The 23131-nt window shown below is 49.2% G+C and carries 16 protein-coding genes; 1 reads left to right on the top strand and 15 read right to left on the bottom strand.

Features of this window, described 5'->3' with window-relative positions; genetic code table 11:
* Nucleotides 1-104 precede the first annotated feature (104 nt).
* The 3 genes from MHB49_RS31735 to MHB49_RS31745 are packed head-to-tail and all read right to left on the bottom strand — an operon-like array spanning nt 105 to nt 7876.
* Nucleotides 105-2660, bottom strand: a complete 2556-nt coding sequence (locus MHB49_RS31735) for a transcription initiation factor TFIID (RefSeq protein ID WP_405154237.1) — start codon at nt 2658-2660, stop codon at nt 105-107.
* 14 nt (nt 2661-2674) lie between these two features.
* Complete coding sequence (locus MHB49_RS31740) at nt 2675-6064, bottom strand: tubulin-like doman-containing protein (protein WP_405154238.1); 3390 nt, start codon at nt 6062-6064, stop codon at nt 2675-2677.
* 18 nt (nt 6065-6082) lie between these two features.
* Nucleotides 6083-7876, bottom strand: a complete 1794-nt coding sequence (locus MHB49_RS31745; protein ID WP_405154239.1) for a vWA domain-containing protein — start codon at nt 7874-7876, stop codon at nt 6083-6085.
* Nucleotides 7877-8284: 408 nt separating this feature from the next.
* Between MHB49_RS31745 and MHB49_RS31750 the strand changes: the two genes are divergently transcribed.
* Nucleotides 8285-9217 (top strand): hypothetical protein, encoded by a 933-nt coding sequence (locus tag MHB49_RS31750; RefSeq protein ID WP_405154240.1) that lies wholly within the window; start codon nt 8285-8287, stop codon nt 9215-9217.
* A 231-nt stretch (nt 9218-9448) separates the two neighbouring features.
* On the opposite strand, the gene MHB49_RS31755 is transcribed toward MHB49_RS31750, so the two are convergent.
* From MHB49_RS31755 to MHB49_RS31810, 12 genes are all read right to left on the bottom strand, one after another.
* Nucleotides 9449-11017 carry a DEAD/DEAH box helicase gene (locus MHB49_RS31755; protein ID WP_405154241.1) on the bottom strand — a complete coding sequence of 523 codons (1569 nt, stop codon included), beginning with the start codon at nt 11015-11017 and terminating at the stop codon, nt 9449-9451.
* 583 nt (nt 11018-11600) lie between these two features.
* Nucleotides 11601-13052: a SulP family inorganic anion transporter gene (locus MHB49_RS31760; RefSeq protein ID WP_405154242.1), complete on the bottom strand. Its 1452-nt coding sequence runs from the start codon at nt 13050-13052 to the stop codon at nt 11601-11603.
* Nucleotides 13053-13615: 563 nt separating this feature from the next.
* Nucleotides 13616-15286, bottom strand: coding sequence for an ABC1 kinase family protein (locus MHB49_RS31765; RefSeq protein ID WP_405154243.1), 1671 nt, complete (start codon nt 15284-15286; stop codon nt 13616-13618).
* Nucleotides 15287-15664 (bottom strand): phasin family protein, encoded by a 378-nt coding sequence (locus MHB49_RS31770; RefSeq protein ID WP_053782782.1) that lies wholly within the window; start codon nt 15662-15664, stop codon nt 15287-15289.
* A 72-nt stretch (nt 15665-15736) separates the two neighbouring features.
* Complete coding sequence (locus MHB49_RS31775; protein ID WP_405157284.1) at nt 15737-16375, bottom strand: ThuA domain-containing protein; 639 nt, start codon at nt 16373-16375, stop codon at nt 15737-15739.
* Between the two features lie 36 nt (nt 16376-16411).
* The gene (locus tag MHB49_RS31780; RefSeq protein WP_405154244.1) at nt 16412-17131 is read right to left on the bottom strand and encodes an SDR family oxidoreductase; all 720 of its coding nucleotides are present in this window, start codon (nt 17129-17131) and stop codon (nt 16412-16414) included.
* 223 nt (nt 17132-17354) lie between these two features.
* Nucleotides 17355-18188, bottom strand: a complete 834-nt coding sequence (locus MHB49_RS31785) for a uroporphyrinogen-III synthase (RefSeq protein WP_247899704.1) — start codon at nt 18186-18188, stop codon at nt 17355-17357.
* 130 nt (nt 18189-18318) lie between these two features.
* Nucleotides 18319-19539: an endospore germination permease gene (locus tag MHB49_RS31790; RefSeq protein ID WP_405154245.1), complete on the bottom strand. Its 1221-nt coding sequence runs from the start codon at nt 19537-19539 to the stop codon at nt 18319-18321.
* A 51-nt stretch (nt 19540-19590) separates the two neighbouring features.
* A complete protein-coding gene (locus MHB49_RS31795; protein WP_247899706.1) occupies nt 19591-19812 on the bottom strand; it encodes a hypothetical protein in 222 nt (73 codons plus the stop codon).
* Nucleotides 19805-21004: a Ger(x)C family spore germination protein gene (locus MHB49_RS31800; RefSeq protein ID WP_405154246.1), complete on the bottom strand. Its 1200-nt coding sequence runs from the start codon at nt 21002-21004 to the stop codon at nt 19805-19807. The genes MHB49_RS31795 and MHB49_RS31800 overlap by 8 nt, the downstream gene beginning before the upstream one ends.
* A 4-nt stretch (nt 21005-21008) precedes the next feature.
* Complete coding sequence (locus MHB49_RS31805; protein ID WP_405157285.1) at nt 21009-22469, bottom strand: spore germination protein; 1461 nt, start codon at nt 22467-22469, stop codon at nt 21009-21011.
* A 320-nt stretch (nt 22470-22789) separates the two neighbouring features.
* Nucleotides 22790-23125 carry a hypothetical protein gene (locus tag MHB49_RS31810; protein ID WP_405154247.1) on the bottom strand — a complete coding sequence of 112 codons (336 nt, stop codon included), beginning with the start codon at nt 23123-23125 and terminating at the stop codon, nt 22790-22792.
* Nucleotides 23126-23131: the final 6 nt, after the last annotated feature.

Genomic DNA, 23131 nt, shown 5'->3' on the forward strand with positions numbered 1-23131 from the left:
GGAGATGATACAGTTTATGAACGAAAACACCGCCATACCGCCATCTCATGATCCCATCCCGGCTGCACCTCCCATTTCGTCTATTCATGACATGGCCTTTTGTTTTAACGCAGGGGTGACAGCTTTTCGGCCAGATCGGAGGGATGGAGCTCATAACCATTCTCCGTATACGAATCGTAATATACCCGGCCGTTGCGATACACCATCAGGTCTTCCAGGTGGAAGCCTCCCATCAGATTCAGCTTCTCCACACCACTGCTTCGTTCTTCGTATACCACACCCAGCTTATAGATTCGTGATGTTTCTTCGGCATGCGCCGCGTAGTCCATGAAGGCACTATCATGGTCACCAAAGAAATATTTTTCTTCATACCGATGTTCCTGCGTATAGTCGAATACTCTTACCCGAACGACCGCCTGATCCTCCAGTGTGCGATACAAGCGGCGGAACAGATCATCCCGGGTCAGTACATTTTTGTCGCCATAGGTAATGGTAACATTCGCTCGTAACAGCAATTCTTCTTCAAAAGGTACCCGAAGCGGCTCTGCTGCAAGCAGCATTACATGACATACTTCCATCAGACGTTGCAGGAGTCGTTCATTACCTTCCGTCGCAAGTCGGTTCATATCCCCCATATGGCGGTCCTCAAACCAGACATCCCGTCCACGCTTTGCCTCCAAATCGGTAATCAGCGCTTCCGTCACTTTACCGTAGTACTCCATGACGTTCTGACCGATATATTCATCTGCAGCCGCTATGCTCTCTACCGCTGTTTCACGCAAGACACGTTCCAGCGTTGCTAATGCTTCCGTTACACTGCGGCTGAACGTATGCAGCTGTTCCATCTCTGTGTCGTAGACACGAAGCAGCTGCAATTCATTCTCCAAACGCAGCAATTCAATTTTGGGCACATACACGCGCTCCAACAAACAATCGATCAGGTTGCGCACGTTCTGTTTGTCACGGAACAACGCACGTTTGAACGACTGATCCTCTACCCGCTCCTGTTGACGCTGCTCCAGCAAGGCACGTGCGGATTCAAGCTGCACCGATTTATCACGAATCAATCCAAGCAAAGCCTCACGCACGCTGCCGAATCCGCTGTCACTCCAGGCGGCCCATTGAAAATAGCCAACCTCAGGATGCTCCGTGCGCGCTTGCTCGGCTTGGCGACGAAGCGAACCTTCCGTGCTGCGCTGACGAACTCGTTCCTCGGCAAGGCGGACCACGTTATCACGGAAATACGCCTCTGCTCCATGACCGAACAGTGCTCTTTCCGCTTCACGCAGCGAGAGCGGCTTCAGATCGGAGAAGCTGACGTTATGCGTCATAATGCCGCTCATGCCGCTCACCAGATCCTCATCGGGAAGAATCCCTTCCACTTTGCGCTCTACCGAAGCCCCATCCAGTCCGAAAAAGGCGAGCTTGTCCTTGATGCTCCACTCGGGTTCCTGCCGCATCCGTTCAAGCAGATAACGATACAGATGATACAACACCGCGAGTGCAATGGGTTTGTTTGGCCGTCTGATCTCGGCAAAACCCGCGCTGGCATAACCATGCTGATCCGAGGTTGTACGGATGTTATTTTTGAACGACGTGTTGTTATATGTGTTGGCCCCTGTGCTTGATACCGAACCGGAGCTATCTGCATCCTGTTTCCGGTTCTTAAGCAGACAGATCCGGCAGATGATCTCGGCATTTTCGATCCACCCGCCAGGTACGCCAGTTCCTCGCTCATTCTTGTCTGACAAAATATATACGAGATCGAATAGCGGAGAAGCGGGATGTACAACCGGAATGGAGATACCGTCCTCCGTAACCAGCAGATTGCCGCTGAACGTATAGTCCAGCCCCTGCATGTAATCCAGCTCCCGCAGAAAAGCGAGTCCCGCCGCGCTTGCATAACCAAAGGAATCGACCTGCTCCATCTCGCTGACCAGCACATGCAAATCGGTCTGCACCGACTTGAAGGATTGAGCCAGTATCGTTTCGGTCAACTTGGTAAGCTCCGGCAACAACACATTCAATGGATCATCTGCTCGGGTCACGACGGTCACGTAAATTCGATCGAACGATGAATATAACCGTCCGTATTCGGCGATACGATTACTCACCCGCCGCAGCGTGCGATTCAGACCAAAAAGTGCCTGATCTGAATCGTGGAAGCTGCGATGTACGTCCTTGCGAAGTGTTTTGGAAGGACGTCCGGTATGCGCCCCGGATATCGGAAGCACATGGCGGGTCACCTGACCGTCATCGGACGAGCTGCGATTCACAGCTTCAGAAGGACGATGCCAGCCTGGATATGATCGTTGAACGTTATCGCTATATTCGCTGTGATCAAGCTGACCACGGTTATCGTTGTCATGCTTCATTCGCACGCTGCTGTCATGATCAGAGTGCGCCCTCACGTCATCCTGATCTTCCGTCCCAATCTGTACATAGACTACGCCTTCTCCGTTATCCCACTTCAGCCGGTTGATCTCCTGTACAGCAGATACTGCCGGAGCAACCTGGTCACCCACGAACAGGAACAACGCGGGGTAATGGATACTGCTGCGACCATCACCCAGGCTGCCCTGGCGCTCCTGCTCTGCTGCATACTGTGCTGCATACTTCTCCAGATTGCGCTTCAGAGCATTGTTCGAGCTGAACTCCATTCCGGCCGCCACCCTTACTTCAGCCTTCTGCGAATGTCATTCAGTTTCGATGACATCGTTCTGTAGAACTGGTAGATGTCTTCCCCGTTTGCCAGTTCCACTCGCTCGTATTCCAGACGATCACGGGATTCCATGAACAATGCAGCCAGATCATCCAATTTCGTAAGCAGTGGCGTGATGTCTTCGGAAGCGGTCAGGTCGTTATCCCGGCGGGAAGCTTTGCGCAGCAACGTGCTGCGATCCTTCTCTGCCAGTCCACGGAAGTTGCCAAACACTTCATATTCAGCAAAGTTGCGGCTCTTCATCAGGTTCGCAAACGGCTCCCATGCGTCTTCTTCCGGATCACGGTCATAGACGTACAGGGCACCTTTCTTCACGATGGTATCGGTGTAGAGTGCTTCGATGAAGCGATCATACCATTGCTCCTCGTCCTGATGCTGGGCGAGAATGCCTTCCAGCTCAGCGACTTTGGCCGAGATGGCGTTCATCTTCGCCAGTTCTTCACGTACCCGCGCGATCAGCTGCGGGGAACGAACGAGGTTTTCTTTGGCCATGTCTTCATTAATACTTCCGAAAATATCCTTCACCGACACCCGCGGCAGTCCTTCGGATTGCAGGCGTTTCAATTCCATGACTGCCCGCTTCACTTCACCCAGGTTCGGCGTGGTGGACGTCAGGCGCATGTCGTAAGCAGCGAGCTTCGCGGACAGGTCAAACGGTTCGGTCGTAACAACGGCGTAGCGGTTGCTTGTATTTTCGTCAATCGTTTTGGCTGTAACAATCTTGTATGCAATCGCCTGCTCGAATTCATTACGCACACGGGCATTGTACTGCTTCACCCGGGCGTTCTCGTACACATCACCCCATGACTTTTCAGGGATCGGAGACGGCAGATAGGTCCAGTTATTCTTCTCGGTTTGCACCAGGTGACGGCCGATACCTTCTTTGTCCAAAATGGTACGTTCATAACTTTCCTCATATACTTTGAGTGGTGTGTACACAAACAGTGGCACCCCGTTGCGCGTGTTCAGCCAGAAGATCCGGTTGCGCACTTCACTTTCCTTAACGGTAAAATGAGATTTACCCACAGCATTATTCTGATAGTTGCGAATCCCTCGCAGAATGCCCGGCGCCTGTGCCGGCACCGATACGAATCCCCAAGATGGGAAATGCAGACTGCCTGTGCTGTTGCTCAGGTTGAACACCGGAACTGCCTCATCATCCAGTTTGCCTGCAATGAAGCGTTCCACAAATTTCTCGACCGACTCGTCCTGTCCATATTTGATCACCAGGAAGTCCTCCATCGAGCGGGTAATCAGATCTCCGAACTTCTCAGTCAGGAAATCAGAGATGGAGCTGACGATATCGATCTCATTTTCTTTCACCCACTGGCTGGAGTTCTCCAACAATTCACGCGAGAAGTCGCGGATCAGATCATCCGTATCGCGCTTGTCCAGCAGTCCGTCAACCACACTGACGATATCCGGCACACTTACAACGTTCCAGTAATACGTTTTGTTGCCTTTGTGGTCGGACTGTTCTTCGCCGCGTGTCAGAATATCCCCGTTTTTGGAGAAAATCGAGCTGAGTGCGTTCAGCGTTTCGGTAAATACGTTATAAATGCGGCTGTTCTCCTGGTTCAGCAATTCGTACAGGTCCTCGTAGAACTCGATCATCTGATCATTGCGTTCCACATCGGCATGCAGCCAGTACTCATGAATTTTTGCTTCAATATAAGCATTCTTCTTCTTCTCTTTGGAGACAAAAGCACTCTTCGCATCGCCCAGCTTCTCTTCGGACTGCTCCTGAGCAGCCTCAATATCACGCGGAATGCGGAAGGCATTCTCACGCAGGGTTTCAATGTACGACTGAATCATCTTCAGCACACAGAAGCCTTTTTCCGTGTAGATCAGACGGGAGACATAGAACGGACCCTGTTCAGGATGCAAAAACATGCGCCGGATCTGTTCAGTGAACTGACCCGCAATTTCTCCCGGCAATTGCTTCTTCGCCTTGATATATTCTTCACGGGCACGAGCCAGGAAGTTCTGCTCCAGTTCGGTGTCCATGTTCACGACCTGTGATTTCACCACATTGCCATAGGACAGACGCTCACTGTTCTGGTAACCTGGCAGCGGCTCCGGCACACGGGCTTCAAAGGACTTGACCACACTTTCGAGATCGATGCCCAGCTTGCGGGCAAACTTCTCGGTATCCTCCTGGTTCGGCGCTTTGGAGAACATGGTGCTCATTTTGTCGAACATGCGGTAAGCCAGATAGGTTGTCATTTCTTCAATCGGCAGTACCGCTGAGGATGCACCGATAATGTTGTAATCATAGTTGGCCGGATAGGCTTTGTTCATCTGCGCGATGTTTGTGCGAATGTTGCTGATATAGTCGTGGATGGCAAACTCCTCGCCAGATTGCTTTTCCTCACTTGCCATAAAGTTCGTAATGTTCTCGGCGGTGACGTTCATGCAGTAATCATAGGCGTTCTCCAGCAGTTTGCCTTCCGTATTGGTTGCAGAAATCAGATGACACAGGTTGAACGGCGGCAGCGGTGAATTTACAGTCAGAATATTGCCGTATTTCTGGGAGAAACGCTCACCCCGGCTGTCCACGTTCATCCAGTAATCCAGTTCCTTGAGCGCAGCGTATCCATTCTTACGGATATATTCGCGAGTATGTTCACTCAAGCTTTTGTTGGACAGGTTCACGTCTGGGGTGAACAGATATCCCAGCGTGTTCACGCGGTCAATCCCGGCCGAGCCGTGATCGCGTTCGATAATCCCGCGCACGATATAGGAGATATCGAGGAAGCATCCACTTCCCGTACCGCCGGAAAGACCGGTCAGCAGGAACACCATCAGTTTTTTGTTCGTGCCTACAGATAATGTTTTGATCTTTTTGTCGATCGCCTGCACGACCTGGTTAATCTTGGTGAACAGCAGCAGACGTCCAGCCTGACGCACCCCTGCTGCGCCGTTCATGCCATCGGTAATGCTCAGCTCCGGAGACAGCCAGTCCGTAATATACGGTTCCAATACGCTGCGGTTCTGAAGCAATCCACCAATTTCGGCATTGGACAGCAATACGAATTCATTAATTGGATCGAGTCCGATGCCTTTATACTTTTTGGCGCGATCCTGTTCGTTCGTTTCAAAAGCAAGGAACTCCACGTTTGACGGTTTGTCCATTTTTTTCTTGGATACCGGGTCCTGTGGCAGTTTGAAACGTCGGTTAATCTGGTATTTAAGACGCAGCAGCGCATCAATACCTGTTCCTCCAAGACCGATAATCAGAATCGGGTTATCAATCGTATCGACTCTGATTTTCTCGCTGACAATCCCTCCGCCAAGCGATACATCCAGTTGCTGAATATGTTCTCTAACAATCGGTTTCATTCGTTGTCCTCCCTTGGATTACACTAAATACTCGATCAAAATCGTTTTGTCCGCCTGTTGCAGCGGGATGCTCAGTCGGTCACCGTTCTTCAGTTCAACGCCTGAGCTTGCATCAACGGCACGACCGGATTTCTCCAACGTTCCGCCTGCGGTGTTGCGAATGATAATTCGATCCCCATTGCTGGGTGTAAATACGTATTTCTCGGTTTCCTTCAATTCAGGGTCCAGCTGTAACAGCTGGTGCAAATGGAATCTGCCCCGGAAGGATGCCAGCTTTTTATATTGCGGGTACGACTTGTCCCCGGTATTTTCATCGCGAATTTCGACAACCATCTGTCCGACAAATCCACGGTTTTTGCGTTTCAGCCAGCCTAACAGGAACCAGACACCCACAGCGACCACGATTAAGGCGATCACGCCCAAAATAACAGGCATCCATGGAAACGGCTTGTCCTGCTCGCCCGCAGGAGTCGTTGGCTGAGTTCCGCTACCGGCTGCTCCGCCCGCATTAATCGTAATTGGAGCACTTTCCCGGTAGAAGCTGTCTTCTTCTGCACGGATCACAAGCTCGTAGTTATGGTTGTCGGGTACTTCAAACGTTCCGGCGAACCCGGTGCCCGTGTTTTCAAGGGGCTGTTCTGTGCTTTTGCCTGTATCCTGATCGTTTACAACCAATGTCGCCTTCATATCGGCATACAGATCATTATCCTGCAGCGGCTGTCCCCCATTCTCCAGCTTGGCGGCCAGATCAATTTTGTCACCCTTCGTATAGGACTTGGTCTTAATCGGGTCCACGACGAGTTGGAGATCGTAGTTGAACAACAGGTTGATATCAATGCTGTCTTTCGGAGCCCCTTTTACCCGAAGTTTCCAGTCGCCTTCCTGAGGCTTGAGCAGCTTCACCAAGGAGTAACTTTTGGAGGTCGAGAGCTTGGCTGCATCCGAGTTCAGATCTACGGCCTTGCCCGAAGGATCGGTCAATTCAATCTGGACTTGTTTCGAAGACATAATCGAAATGTTGGCTTCAAGTACACTGTCGTTCGGTACGTTCACGGTAACTTCCTGATAACTGCCGTTTCCTGTAATAGAGGGCAGCTTCACCACATTCAGTTTGGCGTGATCGGCAAAAATCTCACTCAGAATCTGCGGCAGATCATCCGGCGTATCCGTAATGAAGGACTTGCCTCCAGTCTGCTTGGCCAAATCTGCAAGTGCGTCCTTGTTCAGTTTGCCGTCTGCGTTCAATCCAATCGTATAGACGGGAATCCCCTGATCCTGTGCTTCCTTAACGGCCTTGGCCAGATCCGCATCGGACTGTGCCTGGGTACGGCCCTTGGTTTTGTTAAAATCGTTGTTACCGTCAGCCAGCAGTACGATCATTGGTGAGTGAGATGCATCAGCCCCATGGTTCAGCACATTCACCGCTTCAGCCACCCCGACAGAGATATCGGTATATGGCCCTCGGCCGAGCTGATCAATAAAGTCTTTCAGGCTGCTCTTGTCCGCATCGGACTGAATCTCCAGCAATGCTTTTTCCCGCTCCACCTGATCGGTATAAGCAACAATCCCTACCTTGTCCCCCTGGACCGGCAGCATATCAATAAACATTTTCATGGCTTCATTGCTGATCTTGTCACGGTCACTTGTATTCATGGAATTACTTACATCGGCTACAAGTACCGCATCGATTCCGCTTGTCTGTGCCTTAGCCGCTGCAGCATGTGGCAGCAACGTCTGAGGTAGCAGCAGCGTTAGAAATGCCAGCAGAACCAGAGTTCCGCTGAGCCAGCGTATTTTGCGTGTCCGCAGCATTGGGTGTACTCCTTCACGTTTGAGATTAAAATGGGAATAGTTTATTATAGGCGTCAAGCCTTAAGGAAATCTTAACAGTCTACTAATAAATTCTGAAAAGCACCCCTATCTTCAGTTACAGTTTTGTAATGACTGACAAAAACCGACGAAAACACGTCATAATCTGGCATGAAAGTTCCAACTATGGAAATATGATATAGTTATTGCCAGCAAACTGCAATATAACAACGCTTGATTATCAAGCTCTCGAAAGGAACGGATTATGGTTACATACGGATGCCTCGCCATATTGTTTCTTTTTGTCATGATAAAGGTAATTTCGTTCCTGCTTCATCGGCGCAAACCCGTTTCCCGGGAAGATGCGGATCGAACCCTCTACACTATTCTGAATGGCGAGCGTGATTAAGCATGAGCACGAAACAAGTTGTATCCATCAGACCCTTTATAAGAACAACGCATGCGTTTCAAAAGTTGCGTGTCTGCAAGCGTTGCGGCCAGTATACCTGCCTGTGGGAAGATCACTGCACCGCCTGTGGGCGCGGCACCCTTGCCACAGTGGAAGAACGCGCCGCTTCCCGCGTGAAACGCCGGATTGCACGCGACCTGTTCATCACCGTAATCCTTGGTGCGGCGGCCACTTACTTTGGTGAAAGCATCGACCAAACGATGGCAGCGGCCAGCGTCTCCCTGCTGCTTTTGGCTGGATTGATCTTCATGCAGAAGCGATCCTTCCAGGTTGAACAGCAGCGCGAACTTAAACGCATGCTGCGTCAGGATGAGGAAGCGATACGCCAAGGCATTAACCGGAATTGGGCCCTTGTCGCAGAAGCGCGCAAGCAGGATGAAGCACTTGCCTACGAGATGCTCAGGGAGATCGGCTCACTTGTCTACAACGACCGGATTCGTCTACAGCAGGTTGCGCTGCTGCAATCCTTTGTGCTGCGCAGCGACATGGACCTGCAGCTCAAACCTCTGCTGCTGCGCAGTTTTGAGCGTCTGCTCGCCGAGTATATCGGGGAAATTGCACGTCTGAAGCCGGAATTGATCCGTGAGGATGCGATTCGGTATGTGGCCACGTACGAAGTGAATATTTTGCAGCTGCATAACGGAATTCAGATATTGACGGCTGTAGCGGCTGCCGCTGTGCGCAAAAGTAAATATATTGAGTTGTTCCCCAGTCTTATTACCCGCTACGCCCGCTTTATGCCCAAAGATCGATTCATGCGACTCTATCGAACGCTGGAGCTTTATCCGGGTAAGGCACGCGGTGATCTGGCGGAATCAGTTGGTCGGGTGTATAACGAGAAATACCGGAATTCGTACGCAGATGTTCAATTGTAGATCTGATGTGTATGGAATCGGAACGTAAATTAGTGCAAACTCAATCCCTGTATATAGACGAACCAAGACCCGTTCACCCCTGCATGCGAACTGGAATTACGCGTGACATCATATCATTTTTATCATATAAGTTTCGACGAAAAAACACCCCATCCTTAGGTCTAGGATGAGGTGTTTTAATATTTGGAAAATGTATGGCGTTCTTCCAGATTACTGCAAAGGTTTTATCGTTTACCGTCCGCGACGAGAATCGCGACGGTCGCCTCTGCCCGGACCGCGCCCTGCGGAGTCCGGGCGGCGAGAACCCTCGCCGCCGCGCCCGGAGCTGCGCTTATCGGCGCTGCGGCCGCCCCAGCCGCTGCTGCGCTCATCGCCGCTGCGACCTGCACCGCGTCCGCCTTGACCTGCTGCACCGCGACTGCTGTCGCTGCTGCGCGCGGAACCACGGCCTGCGCTGCGCTCGTCGCCACTGCGACCGCCGCTGCGACCACCGCTGCGACCGCCGCTGCGTCCACCTTCGCCGCCGCGGGAACCACGACCACCACGTCCGCCTTCGCTGCGGCCAGTGCGACCTGCACCGCGTCGGGCGCTGCCTGTCCCGGCAGAGCGTCCGCCTGAACGTTCATCATCACCCTGACTGTTGATGGAACGTCGGGTTGCTCCGGTGGAAGCCACCGGTCCTTCACTTGTCCACTGAATACGGGAAAGCTTCTGATTGGTGCCTTCTTCAATACGGGCCAGTTCCGGTCTGTCATGCTGTGTTGCAAATGTCACAGCCAGTCCGGTACCACCCGCCCGACCCGTACGGCCGATCCGGTGGATATAGCTTTCTGCATCATGTGGAATATCGTAGTTGAATACATGCGTTACGCCTTCAACATCCAGTCCGCGTGCAGCAACATCCGTAGCAACGAGGATTTGCAGTTTCGCGTCACGGAATGCCTTCATTACATTCTCACGCTTGGATTGAGACAGATCACCATGCAGCTCATCACTGGCATAACCTGCTTCGCGCAGATCTTCATTCAGCTTGGATGCACGACGCTTGGTCCGGCAGAAAATAATTGCCAAATACGGGCGATACGTATCAATCATGCCGCGAAGCGCCTCAAGTTTGCCCCGATCCGTGCACTCCAGCACCTGCTGGCGAATCTGATTGATCGGAATCACGGACTTGGAGGATACCTTCACATCCTCCGGGTCTTTCATGTAGTTCTTCGCCAGATTGCGAATGCCTTTCGGCATTGTTGCCGAGAACAGCATCGTCTGACGTTTGTGTGGCAGTTCACGAAGAATAGTCTCCACATCATCCAGGAAGCCCATGTGCAGCATTTGGTCCGCTTCATCCAGCACCAATTTTTTCACATTATCCAGCTTCAGCGTGCCACGACGAAGATGGTCCAGGAGACGTCCCGGCGTACCAATCACGATCTGTGTACCGTTCTGAAGTTTGCGCAGCTGTTTGTCCACATCCTGTCCGCCATATACCGCAAGAACATGCAGTTTATCGTCGTTTGCAGTCAGTTTCTTCGCTTCTTCCGTAATTTGCAGCGCCAGTTCCCGCGTTGGAGCAATAATCAGCGCTTGCGGCGAGCGGTCGGATACGTTAATTTTCTGAATAATCGGCAGCAAAAAAGCCAGCGTTTTCCCTGTACCCGTCTGTGCCTCAGCAATAATATCGCGCCCACCCAGCAATACCGGAATCGAACGCTCCTGTACCGGAGTCGGCACGGCGATGCCCTGATGTTTCAGGATCTCGCACCATTCCGGGCGAATGCCCAGTTGTTCAAAGTTTGCCAATCGTTACACCTCTGTATATTCATTTAGATAAGTTCATTTCATAGAAGACCTCAATCATCTGAATTTGCATTTGAATCTGAGATCCATCCCCAATCCAAACCTAGCTTTCCTTAGTTTAACCCTGATTATGAAATGAATTTTTTAAAAAGCAATCGATCCGTTGCTCTTCTTCTCCATACCCTGTAGTTTACACGTTAGTCAAGCAAAACAAAAGGGGATTGGGCGTTGCACCCTCAACTTGTAGCACTAATTCCAAGATCAGCGTGAATTGTAGCGACCAAGTGAGTTTGTGGATAGCTTTGAGAGGAGAGTAAATATAGAAGCTCCTGAGATTCTTTAGAATAACGAAAACATGCAATAACCCCATATAAGACGTGCCAGGTTCGTTAGAACTTACACACAGTGAAAGACACAACCTTCAACCCAATGACATCAACTACTAAACCTAGAATTACAACTACAACGCAGTACACATCACATCCTCTAATAAAAACAGCGGCGCCCTCTCCCGACTTAAACCCGGAAATTAGTACGCCGCTGATAAAAAATAACTTTTTATGTTGTCTAATTCGTTGCAACTAAATTACGAACTGTGCCCTTGCACCGTGGCAAATCCGCTCTTCTCAAGCAAACGGGAGCTTTCCTCGTTCAGTCCGCGCAGATGTACCGTTTTGCCCAGCTTCGCATATTTGAACTTCACTTTACCAATGGCGACGACCGCCGTGTTATCCCAAATATGTGATCCGCCAAAATCAATCGTAATTTCCTGCGGATCAGCCTCAGCATTGAACTCATCAACGAAGCGGGAAGATGAACCGAAGAAGAACGGTCCGTGGACCCGGTACACCTTTCGTCCCTGATCCTCATTGGCCTGTACCCGAATCTTGGTCTGTTTCCAGCCAAAATGGAGCACACTTAGCACAACGCCAACCAGCACACCAATCGACAAATCATGCGTATAGACCACAATGGCCACCGTAACGATCATCACAATAGCTTCAGCCCGCGGTACACGTGCAATGTTCTTGATTGAACTCCAGTCAAACGTACCGATGCACACCATAAACATAACACCTACGAGTGCACCCATCGGCACATCTTTCACCACACCACTGAGCAATAACAACAATATGGCGAGAAAAGCCCCAGCCGTAAATGTCGATAATCGCCCCCGACCACCAGATTTCACATTAATAACCGACTGTCCAATCATTGCACAGCCGCCCATGCCACCGAAAAGGCCATTAACAAAGTTGGCAATTCCCTGACCACGTACTTCACGGTTTTTGCTGCTCTTGGTCTCGGTCATTTCATCCACAATCGTTGCTGTAAGCAAAGATTCCAGCAAACCTACCAGAGCCATCGTGAACGAATAAGGCAGCAGAATCAGTAACGTGTTGAAGGACCAGTCGATATTCGGCAGATGAAACATCGGCAGGGTACTTGTGAGATTCCCCATATCACCTACAGTTTTGACGTCCAGATGTAACAGCGCCGTAATGATCGTCATGATTACAATGGCAATCAGTGGAGCCGGAACGCTTTTGAAAAACCGTGGCAAAATATAAATGATCGCCAGCGTACCCGCTACCATCGCATACATAATCCAGTTCGCACCTGTGAAATGGGTAAGCTGAGCCATAAAGATGAGAATCGCCAGTGCATTTACAAATCCGGTCAGTACCGAATGGGGCACAAATGTAATAAATCGTCCAACCTTGAAAATCCCCAGAATGAATTGAATGATACCTGTCAGAATTGTAGCGGCAAACAGATATTCCACGCCATAATCCTTGACGAGTCCCACCATCAGTACCGCCATAGCGCCAGTTGCTGCCGAGATCATGCCCGGTCTGCCGCCCGCAATTGAGATCACGATGGCAATCGTGATTGAAGCGTACAATCCGACCATTGGGTCAACGCCCGCAATAATCGAGAAGGCAATGGCTTCCGGAATAAGCGCCAGCGCTACCGTAATGCCTGCCAGCACATCTCCACGAATGTTGCCAAACCATTGTTGTTTTAACGTATTCATATGTCTCTTGCCGGTCCTCCTAGTATTTAAACTCAAATTCATCTTATTCCTGAATGGCAATGGAACGGTCCGTCACTGACCAACTACGACAGACAACACAAAACAGCGGAAGATCCTCCCGCAAAATTCGTCTATATAAGTTGAAAACATGCCTAATTAACCATGACCCATGATCCGATTCGCTTATCGTTTCATGTTCAAGCATGTCTTGTTCGTTCCAGTGTGTACCCTCTTGTCTCCATCACAACATTCAGATGTCTTGCCTCAAGACAGCGTTGATCATATCAAGATGTCTCTAGGTTTTCCCCTCTCAGAAAAACCGGGTCCGTTAATGTACTGATCTATTATTATAGTCACAGGAAGCGATATGTACTAACACAATTAAACGGATAAAATAGATTCATATCTCGTATTATCTTTATTTTTCGTTAGTTTACTCTGCTATACTCTATTCTAAAACTAACTTTTCTCAAAAGAGCCTGTTGCGAAGATCACCCTTTCGTTAATAGAAATAACCCGTAAAGATCCTTTAAAAAAGTCTCTTTACGGGTCTTCTTGTTAATCTAAAATCTCCCTGATTTAAAAATCGAATACAGCAGGAAGGCGACCATCAGAATAGCTACGAGAAAACCAATCTCAATGACCGGGATATCCCACAGCATCGTGGATTGATGACTGATTGAGGAACCGATGATCAACCCGACCATAATGATACAAAAAGCAAGCAGCACAATGCTGAAAGACAGCCTGTTACTAATCTGGTCCAGCCTGCGCAGCAGCATCTCCAGTTCGGGAACGCTGACCTCCAGCCGCAGCTTTCCTTTGCTGATGATCGATGAGATCTGCCTTAGCTGTCCGGGCAGACCCATGACACTCTCGGCCATATCCGCCGCACCGCGAAACAGACGATTTCGGATCCTCCCCGGATTAAAGCGTTCCTTAATCAGCTTTCGGCCAAATGGTTCAGCCATGTCCACGATACTCAAAGAGGGATCAAGATGTTCGATGACACCTTCCATCGTGAGCAGTGATTTCCCCAGCAGCAGAATGTCGGCTGGCATCACAACCCGATGGCGCTGCGCTACGCCGAACAGGTCGTTCAACGCTTGCCCCACGCTGATTTTGGAAAATGGAATATCATAGTATTTACTGCGGAGCTTGTCCAGATCGTTATGAAGTCCTCGCAAATCCATATCATCCGGCATCATGCCCAGCTTCTCTATGGCCCGGATCATGCTGTCCGTATCCTTGCGCATCAATCCGATAATGAGCGAAGCCAGGTGCTGCTTCATCTCATCACTCAGACTGCCTACCATTCCGAAATCGATAAAAGCAAGCCGACCATCCTTCAACACCATCAGATTGCCCGGATGTGGATCGGCATGAAAGAATCCATGAATGAAGATCTGATTCAACAACGAATCTACCAGTCTCTGCGCAATGTTATTTAGATCATGCCCACGTTTAACCAACTCGTCACGATCATTCAGCTTAATGCCTTCGATGTACTCCATCGTGAGCACACGAGAAGAAGTTTGATCCCAATAGATCACCGGTATTTTCACTTTGTTATCCTGCTGATATTGCTGTGCAATCTTCTCTGTATTACGGCCCTCAACTGTATAATCCAGCTCGGCCATCAGTGCCTGAGCGTACTCTTCTACCATTTGCGGGATCTGATATTGCTTCACCCAGTCCCATCGTTTCTCCGCCATGGCTGTCAACTCTCGTAAAATATCCAGATCACGCTGAATGATACGTGATATGCCAGGCCGTTGAATTTTAATAGCCACGGCCTCACCGCTGCGGAGCTTGCCCAGATGCACCTGTCCAATGCTGGCCGCAGCCACAGGGGTATCCTCGAACCGGGAAAAGATTTCCTCGAGCGGTGTATCCAATTCCTGTTCCAAAATACCCCGTGCCGTCTCCGAGGAAAAAGGCGGGACCTGATCCTGCAGTTTCACCAATTCCCGGATGACAGAATCAGGCAACAAATCTGCCCTTGTGCTTGCCAGTTGCCCCAGCTTAACGAAAGCTGGCCCCAGCTCCTGCAGCACAAGTCGTATACGCTCACTGAGTGTTTTGGTAGTATGGGCTTCACGTGACATCCACCGCCGCGGTATGGCCAGCAACTGGAACAAGCCCAGCTCCTCGACCATATAACCGAAGCCATGACGCACCAGCGCCATGGCAATTTCCCGGTATCTGCCGACATGTTTGATTCGCACAGCCATCTACTCGATCTCGTTTCCTTTGAGAGGAGGAACTTCAAGTGGAGCTGGGGATACATCAGGCTGAAGCTGTGGTGTGTGACCCAATTCCGCAAGCTTTTTCTCGAGGACGGCAACACGCTGTTCCAGGCTGGTTACATCACTCTCGGATGGAACACCCACTTCCTGAAGGACGCGCTTAACCTGTTCGTGGATCATTCTTTTGAACTGACCCTGCTCTTCATCGCCCCGTTCCATCAGGCGTTCAACCAACGCTTTGGATTCACCAGGCGCCAATTCCCCGCGCTTGACCAGATCATCCACGGTTTTCTCAATTTTCTCCTTGCTTACAACAGTGAGACCAAGCCCTAACGAGATTGCCTTTTTGAACAAATCGCTCATTCTTGTTATCCTCCTCTTCGTTGATCTCTATAGTATACCCCTAATCAGCTGCTCACAAAAGAAACGGTCCGGTTATACGTAACGAGCAGCCCACTTTCCTGCCTGCAAAATTAACTGACGATAGGTATCATGCGCAAACGAAGGTACATGATGTCCTGGCATCAGGTAAACAATACGTCCAACACCATATCGATGTGCCCAAGCTGCGGGCTTTGGTCCTTCATCGGATTGATACTCCAGCAGAACCTTTGTTTCCGCAAAAGAACCGAACTCAAACTGATAAGGCTCTTCCTCCATTGTAAATCCCGAAATGCCTTCCGTCACCGGATGACTCTCTTCCGTTACTTTGAACTCCAGTGGTGCATAGGGTGGATGATGCAGGAACTTGGCACCGATCATCTGCTTCAGTTCATAACGATTCTGGAGCGAAATTCCGTTATGTATAATGACCAGTCCACCTCCATTACTAACATAGGACAATAAGCCTGCTGTTTGCTGTGGAGAGACTTTGCCCTTCCAATCGTCCATGTAACAGATACAAACATCAAAACCAGTTATATTTTCTTGCAGCAGCATATTGCGATTCTCGCTGCACTGCACAGTCATAGTATCGTGAAAAATCCGACTAATTTCCGCATCTACACCTTGCAGCGGATGCCAGTCCGGATGAGTATAATCACCAAGCAGCAGCGCCTTTTTACGATGATCCATCATTAAAAAACTCCTTTCAAATTACATATAACAATATTACCAGGGAAGGGCGTCTCCCTTGTAATCTACATACGCGGGCTGATCTCCCATGAACTCCTTATGGCGATCGATGAGTGCTGTAATATGTTGAGCAGATTGATTTGGCGTAAGGTCTGCAGCGGTATTCAATTCCCCGCTCATATAACTCTGTACCCAGCCAGGATGAATCAGCATCACTTGTCCACCTTCATTCTTCAGACCATTATGCACAAGGCGTGCCTGCATGTTTAATGCTGATTTGGACATGCAATAGGCAAACCATCCATCCCGGCTGCACTGCTCAATACTGCCTGCCTCAGAAGAGATATCGACAATCAGCTTATTGGTTCCTTGGAGAAGGAGGGGCAGCAGGGCATGAGTGACACGCAATGAACCTAAAGTATTAACGTTAAATACTTCCGCCATCTCCGCCATGTTCAACGGTCCACGGATATGATCCGTAATACTTCCTAGTATAGCCGCATTATTGATAAGCATATCCAAATGCTCTGTATCCAGCTTAAGTGTCTCCGTGAACAAAGCTACAGATAGATCATCCGCAATGTCCAGTTCAAGGGTACGTAAATGTGTCGGATAAGCATCCGTCAGAAGACGGATCCCTTCGGACTCTTCCATGTCCAACCCTGCCGCATACACAATATAACCTCTCTTCAGCATTTGTGCCGTCAGAGCCAACCCTAACCCCCGAGCCGCCCCGGTTACACATACGGTTTTCATCAGCTGTCCCTCCCTCACAAGCCTAATCTGTCTTTAATTCATTCCACATTATGATCTAAAAACCTTTAATTATGAATGGGTACAACTAACTTCACGACCAAAGTCTCAGGTGGATTCCCTTGAATCAGCGTTCGTTCAGCTTATAGAAAATAAACAGCAAAAAAAATTCTGATCCATATTGCGGATCAGAACCTGGAACAACGCGGCTTATTAAGTTTGTGTTTTACAGAAGATGAGACTTGTCCGCAGATCTGGCAGCATAGTAACGCCCCAATTCAACGATTAGTGCCCCCATTTTCTCATCCTCCGGAACCACAAGTGCCTCAATACCCTCTTCACGCATCGCGTTTGCTGTAACCCTGCCTACCGAAGCAGGCACAACGCCTTGACGGAAAGCTTCCTGCATCGATTCAAGCTTCCCTTTTGAAGCCGCATATTCGACAAGAAACCGCACTTGCGGCCCACTTGTAAACGCGACAGCATCTACCTCATGCAGTAGAATTTCATTCAACAGCTGTTCCAGTTCGCCCTCTTCGGGCGGGACGTGACGATAAGGAAGTACTTGACGTACAAGAGCCCCTTGTTCCTCCAGCCATCCGACCAGCTTGGGCGCCGTTTCCCCGTGCAGCTGCAGCATTACTTTCTGTCCCGCAAGTTCGTGGGGTGCAAATTCACGAATCAACCCGTCTGTGCTGCCATCATCATCCCGCACCAGTGGGGTCAGTTTACGTTTTCGGAGTGCATTAACGGTCTTGTACCCTCTTGCTGCAATTAGCGATTCCGATAACACATCCAGCAATTGGCCTGCAATCTCCATATCCTCAGCCATATCAAAAATGGCGTCCAATCCCATACCCGTAGTGAATACCGTCCAGTCTGGCGGATCCGATATCCAGGATACCAAACCATCCCGAATATTACGATCGTCCAGAAAAACAGTCCCCTGCGCAGGACGGACAAGCGGGATCCCGCCCATTTTCTCAACCAGCAAGGACATCTCTTTGGATTTTCGCGGTCCTGTCAGTGCTACTCGTATACCCGCCAAATGTTGAACCATCCCTGTTCCCCCTCGTTTATTCAGCCGAATGTCATCAGTCTGACTACAGTATACAGGGTACTTTTATCGAGGGAAACCGGGTTTCTCCTCTTTTGGGCGGTTCAGTTATAACGATTTTTGATGGCATATATCAGGAAGGCTGTAATTCTCCACCCTGAGGCCCTTCATGCTTGCCCTTGTCAGGCTCTGACTTTTCTCGATCCTGCGATGCTTTTCCTTCTTTGTCCTCTTGATGATCCTTCGTTTTATGCTGGTTATTCTGGCTATCGCCTGCGCGCCTGTCGTTCATGCCCTTTTTTCGGGGACGAAGGAACACGAACAGTATAATGGGAAACAGCACTTCGAACACAATCGCAATCCATGTCCATTCCCGTGTAAAGCGAAAAAGTTGGATCGCATTTTTGAAAAACCAGAAACCGCAGACAAACCCCAGCAATGCAACCGGACCGGTCATCACTTTACCCGAAACCTTCGGAATCATTCGTTTCAGTCCCCAACAGATAAAATAAAGATCAAATGCAAGCTTCGTAATCATCGCGGGTAATGTTGCCGCTGCCAGAGCCAGATCAAACCGATCCAGGAAATCACTGATTTGCAGCTGCCTTGCCAGCTCATAAGAGGGATACACCAGCCTGGATGCGATCGGCACGCCAATCGCTATGATGGTTTCGGTGATAATCAGCATCATTAACAACGCTGAAATCGTAATCCCCCACATGACCGATTTGAAGCGAAAATCACTGCCTTTGACTACAAAGGGGATTGCAATCATCTCTCCAAAAAAGGAAAATATGTACCAGCTTCCTTTGCCTACTCCTGCAATATCAATGTCAAAATAAGGCATAAGGTTATCCATGTTAATTTGCTGAATAAGCATAAACGGCACAATCAACGAATTCAGCAAAAACAAAGCCACATACAGCTCGGACATCCCAACCAGGGACCCCAGTCCCCCCCTTACGATAAACACAGCCATAACCATCAGAGTCAAAACAATGATGGAGATAGGAGTCGTTTCCAGCAAAGTAATACTTATATAGTCGCCCAATAGACGAATATCACGGGCAAATATAAAGAGAAAGAACATGATATACAGCAGACTTGTCACACGACCCAAAAAGGGGAACCGTTCCACCAGAGATTCAAACAAATCCTGATCGGGGAATCTCCTCTGAACTCGGTTTAACATCCATAACGATGCCACCATGACAATAAACACAGGGATATAGGATAAATAAGCATGCTGCTTCGCATAAAAAATAGCCTGTGCATGCGGCTGGATCAACGTACCTGTTACACTGAGCAGCATAATAAGCAGCACCAACTGACGGCCCGTCACTCCCTGATTCATGGGGTACCTCCTTTCTATCCTATTTATTCAAGCGAATTTATTGAAACAGAGTTAGGGTAACGGCAGATAGCGTTGAATGAATTGAGTTAGCCACGTGGCGACAAAAACGGTTCTGCTTAAAGTGGTTACATAGAACCAGATCCCGGCGCTGACTGCGATCAATCCATAGGATAACCAGCGATTAATGACCGCTGCCTGCTTCAAATGCCTGAAATCCATAAAAATCACGACAACAACCATACCCAGATAAGTGAACAGCAGCGGCTTAATCATGAACAATATCCTCCTCTTGCAATCCAAACGGTTTATTGATAACCCCAACATTTTCAATAATGATATGAGGTTCAACCTTAACTACTACATTCGGATAAATGTCATCCCAACGATCCTTTATCTTTTTCCATTCTTTGGGCATTTGTTGATGAATGGAACGACCGACACCCAAAATATCCGCAGGATATTTTTTCTGAACCAGTCTGACCCCTTCCTTAATGTCATCTTGGATCTTTTCATGAAGAGCTTGACTCATATTCTTAATCTCCTGGTCTCGCAGGTCACCATAATTTGACTCATTGTCTACCATGACTCCCTTGGCATAAAGTCTGATGGTCACCGACACTTTTCCATTATTAATATGAGGATGCAAGGAAGAGTTGTTTTCGTTCAGCTTGATAAAAAAATCACCCTTCCCATGGGGTGCTTTGACCATAATCTCCGGTTCATTGGCTTCACCCATCGCCAATATAAGTGCATCGGCAGGTGCTTTACTAATCATTCCTATTAATTTGTCCTTTTTAAATATGGCGAGACCATCCAGCTTGATGTTGGTTTTGACGTCCTTCCAATTGCTAGGTACATTGTCAACGGTCGAAGCGACCGGCAAGAATGGATCTACCCCTTCCGAAAGTATCGCATCCGTGAATGTCTTGAGCGAACGCGGTCTGCGCATATTGAGAAAGCATAGTTCACGTACCATTTCGGAAGGGAATTTTTCAATTGGTGCATCGGTATCAAGCACTTTATAGGCAGGGCCTTTCGTAACGATGGGTAGTGCAGAGAAGCGATTGAGCGGGAAACGTGTAAGCAGATCCAGCATGGGGGCAACCCCCTCGCGTGCAAGCTCCTCTCCAATCAGCATGGTACGTCGATGTGCATAATAAAGCTCACGGGAGAGTGACTTTTGGCCTTCGATCGATGTTCCACGCAAGGTTTTGGCTGTATTGGATAACATGAACCAGGACTTGTCACCACTTGTGCCCCCGCCGCCACCTTCACTTCCGGAGGAACCTGACTGACCAGGGAGAGCAATCTGCACACTGGTTCTGTAATTATCATCTTCCTTGTCGATGGCCAGACCAATCACAAAAGCGATATCATTAATTTCTTTTCGATCCCAGCATCCGGATATAAAAATCGTACACAGGAGCATGATGGCTACTGCATGCCGCTTATGGATAAGAAACATATGCTTACCACCCCTCCTCAGCTTCAGGTGAACCATTAATCTTCTCATTCATCCGCTGCTGGTCACGATGAACCGTTGCAGGACGATGGATCATTTTCCACCATGGAACACGAATCAGAATATCCTTAGTATCCTTCTTGCTATAGGGACTGAGACCTGACAGATAAGGTACTCCAAAAGACGTCATTTGCGTCAGATGTACCGAGATCAGCACGAGTCCAATGACAATGCCATACAAGCCAAGTGCGCCGGCAAGCAGCATAATCGGAAAACGAAGCAAACGAACCGTAATGGCAAAGTTAAAGCGCGGAATCGTGAACGACGCAATCCCTGTCATGGATACAATAATAACCATCGGTGCAGATACAATCCCGGCCTGAACGGCCGCCTGTCCAATAACAAGCGCCCCCAGAATACTGACAGCCTGACCTACCGTTTTGGGTAACCTGACCCCCGCTTCTCGCAAGGCCTCGAATGACAGCTCCATGATGAGGGCTTCCACCAATGCAGGAAATGGAATGGCCTCCCTTGCCCCGGCAATACTCAGAATCAGTGTGGTAGGCAGCATATCCTGGTGGAAGGTCGTAATGGCGATGTATAGGGCAGGCAGAAAGAGCGCGATGGCAACAAACAAAAACCGAATCCACCGTATCAGATTACTGATAAAGAACCGTTCATAATAATCCTCACTGGCCTGAAGCATCTGCCACATGGTCACCGGGGCAATCAAGGCGAACGGGCTGCCATCCACAAAAATGGCAAATCGGCCTTCCAGCAGGTTGCCCGCAACCGTATCCGGGCGTTCGGTATAGTGCATCTGCGGAAAAGGGGAAAATGGATGATCCTCTATCAATTCTTCGATATACCCTGTCTCCAGAATTCCATCAATTTTGATCTTGTTAAGGCGTTTCTTGACATCCTTAATCAGCTTGGGATCCGCAATATCATCAATGTAGGTGAGCACGATATTGGTTTTGGTCTCGGACCCAATCGTCATGCTTAACATCTTAAGCGCAGGTGTTTTCAGCTTGAAACGAAGCAGAGCTGTGTTTACCCGCAAAGTCTCCGTAAAGCCTTCGCGTGGTCCTCGGATAACCGACTCGGTCTGGGGCTCCTCCACACCACGTCGCACACCGCCTTTGACGTTGAATAACCAAGCTTCCTTGCTCCCGTCGATTAACAGCAGGGCAGAGGATTCCAGTACCCCATCCGCAGCGGCTGCCCATGAATCCACCTTTTTCACTTGCGTCAGGGCGATTCGTGTATCGTCCAGGGGGGCCGCAGGTTCATCGGTTCGCTGCTCAATCAGACCGCGAATCAGAGGTCGGAGCATATGATCCTGAATATCCGTCGAATTCACAATGCCCTCGATGTACACCAACAGTCCTTCTACTTCAGGTGAAATCTTGACATTGCGGAAGATTACATCCGAACAGTCGGAGAATATGTCTTCCAGTGCCAACATATGGCTTTCATGAGAAAGGCCTATAGGTTGTCGCAAAATGGGGGGAGACGGCAGCCCCAAGGGGATGTGCTTTTTCTTTTCTGAATCTCGGGAACGCTCTTTCCCTGATGTCTTGTCCGCCATATGCCGCCCCTCCGTTCCTGTTTTTTTATACAAGGTAGCTTGTGCCAGATGATGGGGAATTATGTGGTCTTTTTGTAAAATTTCCAATGGATTCTTCAATACAGGCAACAAAAAAAGGTCTCTGTATGAATCACAGAGACCTTGGGTCATTAGGCAAAGCTTAAATTTCTTTAATGTACTATACTTATCTGCTGCAGTTAGTCGGCAAAATAATCTTCTGGAACATAGCGGATCTCAGATTCCGCATATATGGTCAATGTATGACTTTCTCGAACATACTGCACCCGATCTCCCTGAACGTAATACCAGTGCTTCACCAAGGGTTGATCTTTACGCTGTACAAAGCGGAACACATTGAGCTCATGTCTAAGCTCCATAATGCTATCTACCACCTGCTGTTCCAGACCCGTCACGGTAAAAACAAATCCGGTGCCCTCTCTTTGATAGCGATAGGACAACAAATCGGTTTTGCTGTTCACCAGCCCTCGCCCAGTCACTGCATGCTTAACCATGAACCATTCCTGCTGCGTCATAAAGGT

Source organism: Paenibacillus sp. FSL K6-0108 (genome assembly GCF_045040695.1).
GTDB lineage: Bacteria > Bacillota > Bacilli > Paenibacillales > Paenibacillaceae > Paenibacillus > Paenibacillus pabuli_B.

What these genes read in the sequence shown, in the direction of transcription:
- MHB49_RS31735 (WP_405154237.1), bottom strand. Translation starts at nt 2,660, where the DNA reads ATGGAGTTCAGCTCGAACAATGCTCTGAAGCGCAATCTGGAGAAGTAT.
- MHB49_RS31740 (WP_405154238.1), bottom strand. Translation starts at nt 6,064, where the DNA reads ATGAAACCGATTGTTAGAGAACATATTCAGCAACTGGATGTATCGCTT.
- MHB49_RS31745 (WP_405154239.1), bottom strand. Translation starts at nt 7,876, where the DNA reads ATGCTGCGGACACGCAAAATACGCTGGCTCAGCGGAACTCTGGTTCTG.
- MHB49_RS31750 (WP_405154240.1), top strand. Translation starts at nt 8,285, where the DNA reads ATGAGCACGAAACAAGTTGTATCCATCAGACCCTTTATAAGAACAACG.
- MHB49_RS31760 (WP_405154242.1), bottom strand. Translation starts at nt 13,052, where the DNA reads ATGAATACGTTAAAACAACAATGGTTTGGCAACATTCGTGGAGATGTG.
- MHB49_RS31765 (WP_405154243.1), bottom strand. Translation starts at nt 15,286, where the DNA reads ATGGCTGTGCGAATCAAACATGTCGGCAGATACCGGGAAATTGCCATG.
- MHB49_RS31770 (WP_053782782.1), bottom strand. Translation starts at nt 15,664, where the DNA reads ATGAGCGATTTGTTCAAAAAGGCAATCTCGTTAGGGCTTGGTCTCACT.
- MHB49_RS31775 (WP_405157284.1), bottom strand. Translation starts at nt 16,375, where the DNA reads ATGGATCATCGTAAAAAGGCGCTGCTGCTTGGTGATTATACTCATCCG.
- MHB49_RS31780 (WP_405154244.1), bottom strand. Translation starts at nt 17,131, where the DNA reads ATGAAAACCGTATGTGTAACCGGGGCGGCTCGGGGGTTAGGGTTGGCT.
- MHB49_RS31785 (WP_247899704.1), bottom strand. Translation starts at nt 18,188, where the DNA reads ATGGTTCAACATTTGGCGGGTATACGAGTAGCACTGACAGGACCGCGA.
- MHB49_RS31790 (WP_405154245.1), bottom strand. Translation starts at nt 19,539, where the DNA reads ATGAATCAGGGAGTGACGGGCCGTCAGTTGGTGCTGCTTATTATGCTG.
- MHB49_RS31795 (WP_247899706.1), bottom strand. Translation starts at nt 19,812, where the DNA reads ATGATTAAGCCGCTGCTGTTCACTTATCTGGGTATGGTTGTTGTCGTG.
- MHB49_RS31800 (WP_405154246.1), bottom strand. Translation starts at nt 21,004, where the DNA reads ATGTTTCTTATCCATAAGCGGCATGCAGTAGCCATCATGCTCCTGTGT.
- MHB49_RS31805 (WP_405157285.1), bottom strand. Translation starts at nt 22,469, where the DNA reads ATGTTGGCACTGGAAGACATATTCTCCGACTGTTCGGATGTAATCTTC.
- MHB49_RS31810 (WP_405154247.1), bottom strand. Translation starts at nt 23,125, where the DNA reads ATGACGCAGCAGGAATGGTTCATGGTTAAGCATGCAGTGACTGGGCGA.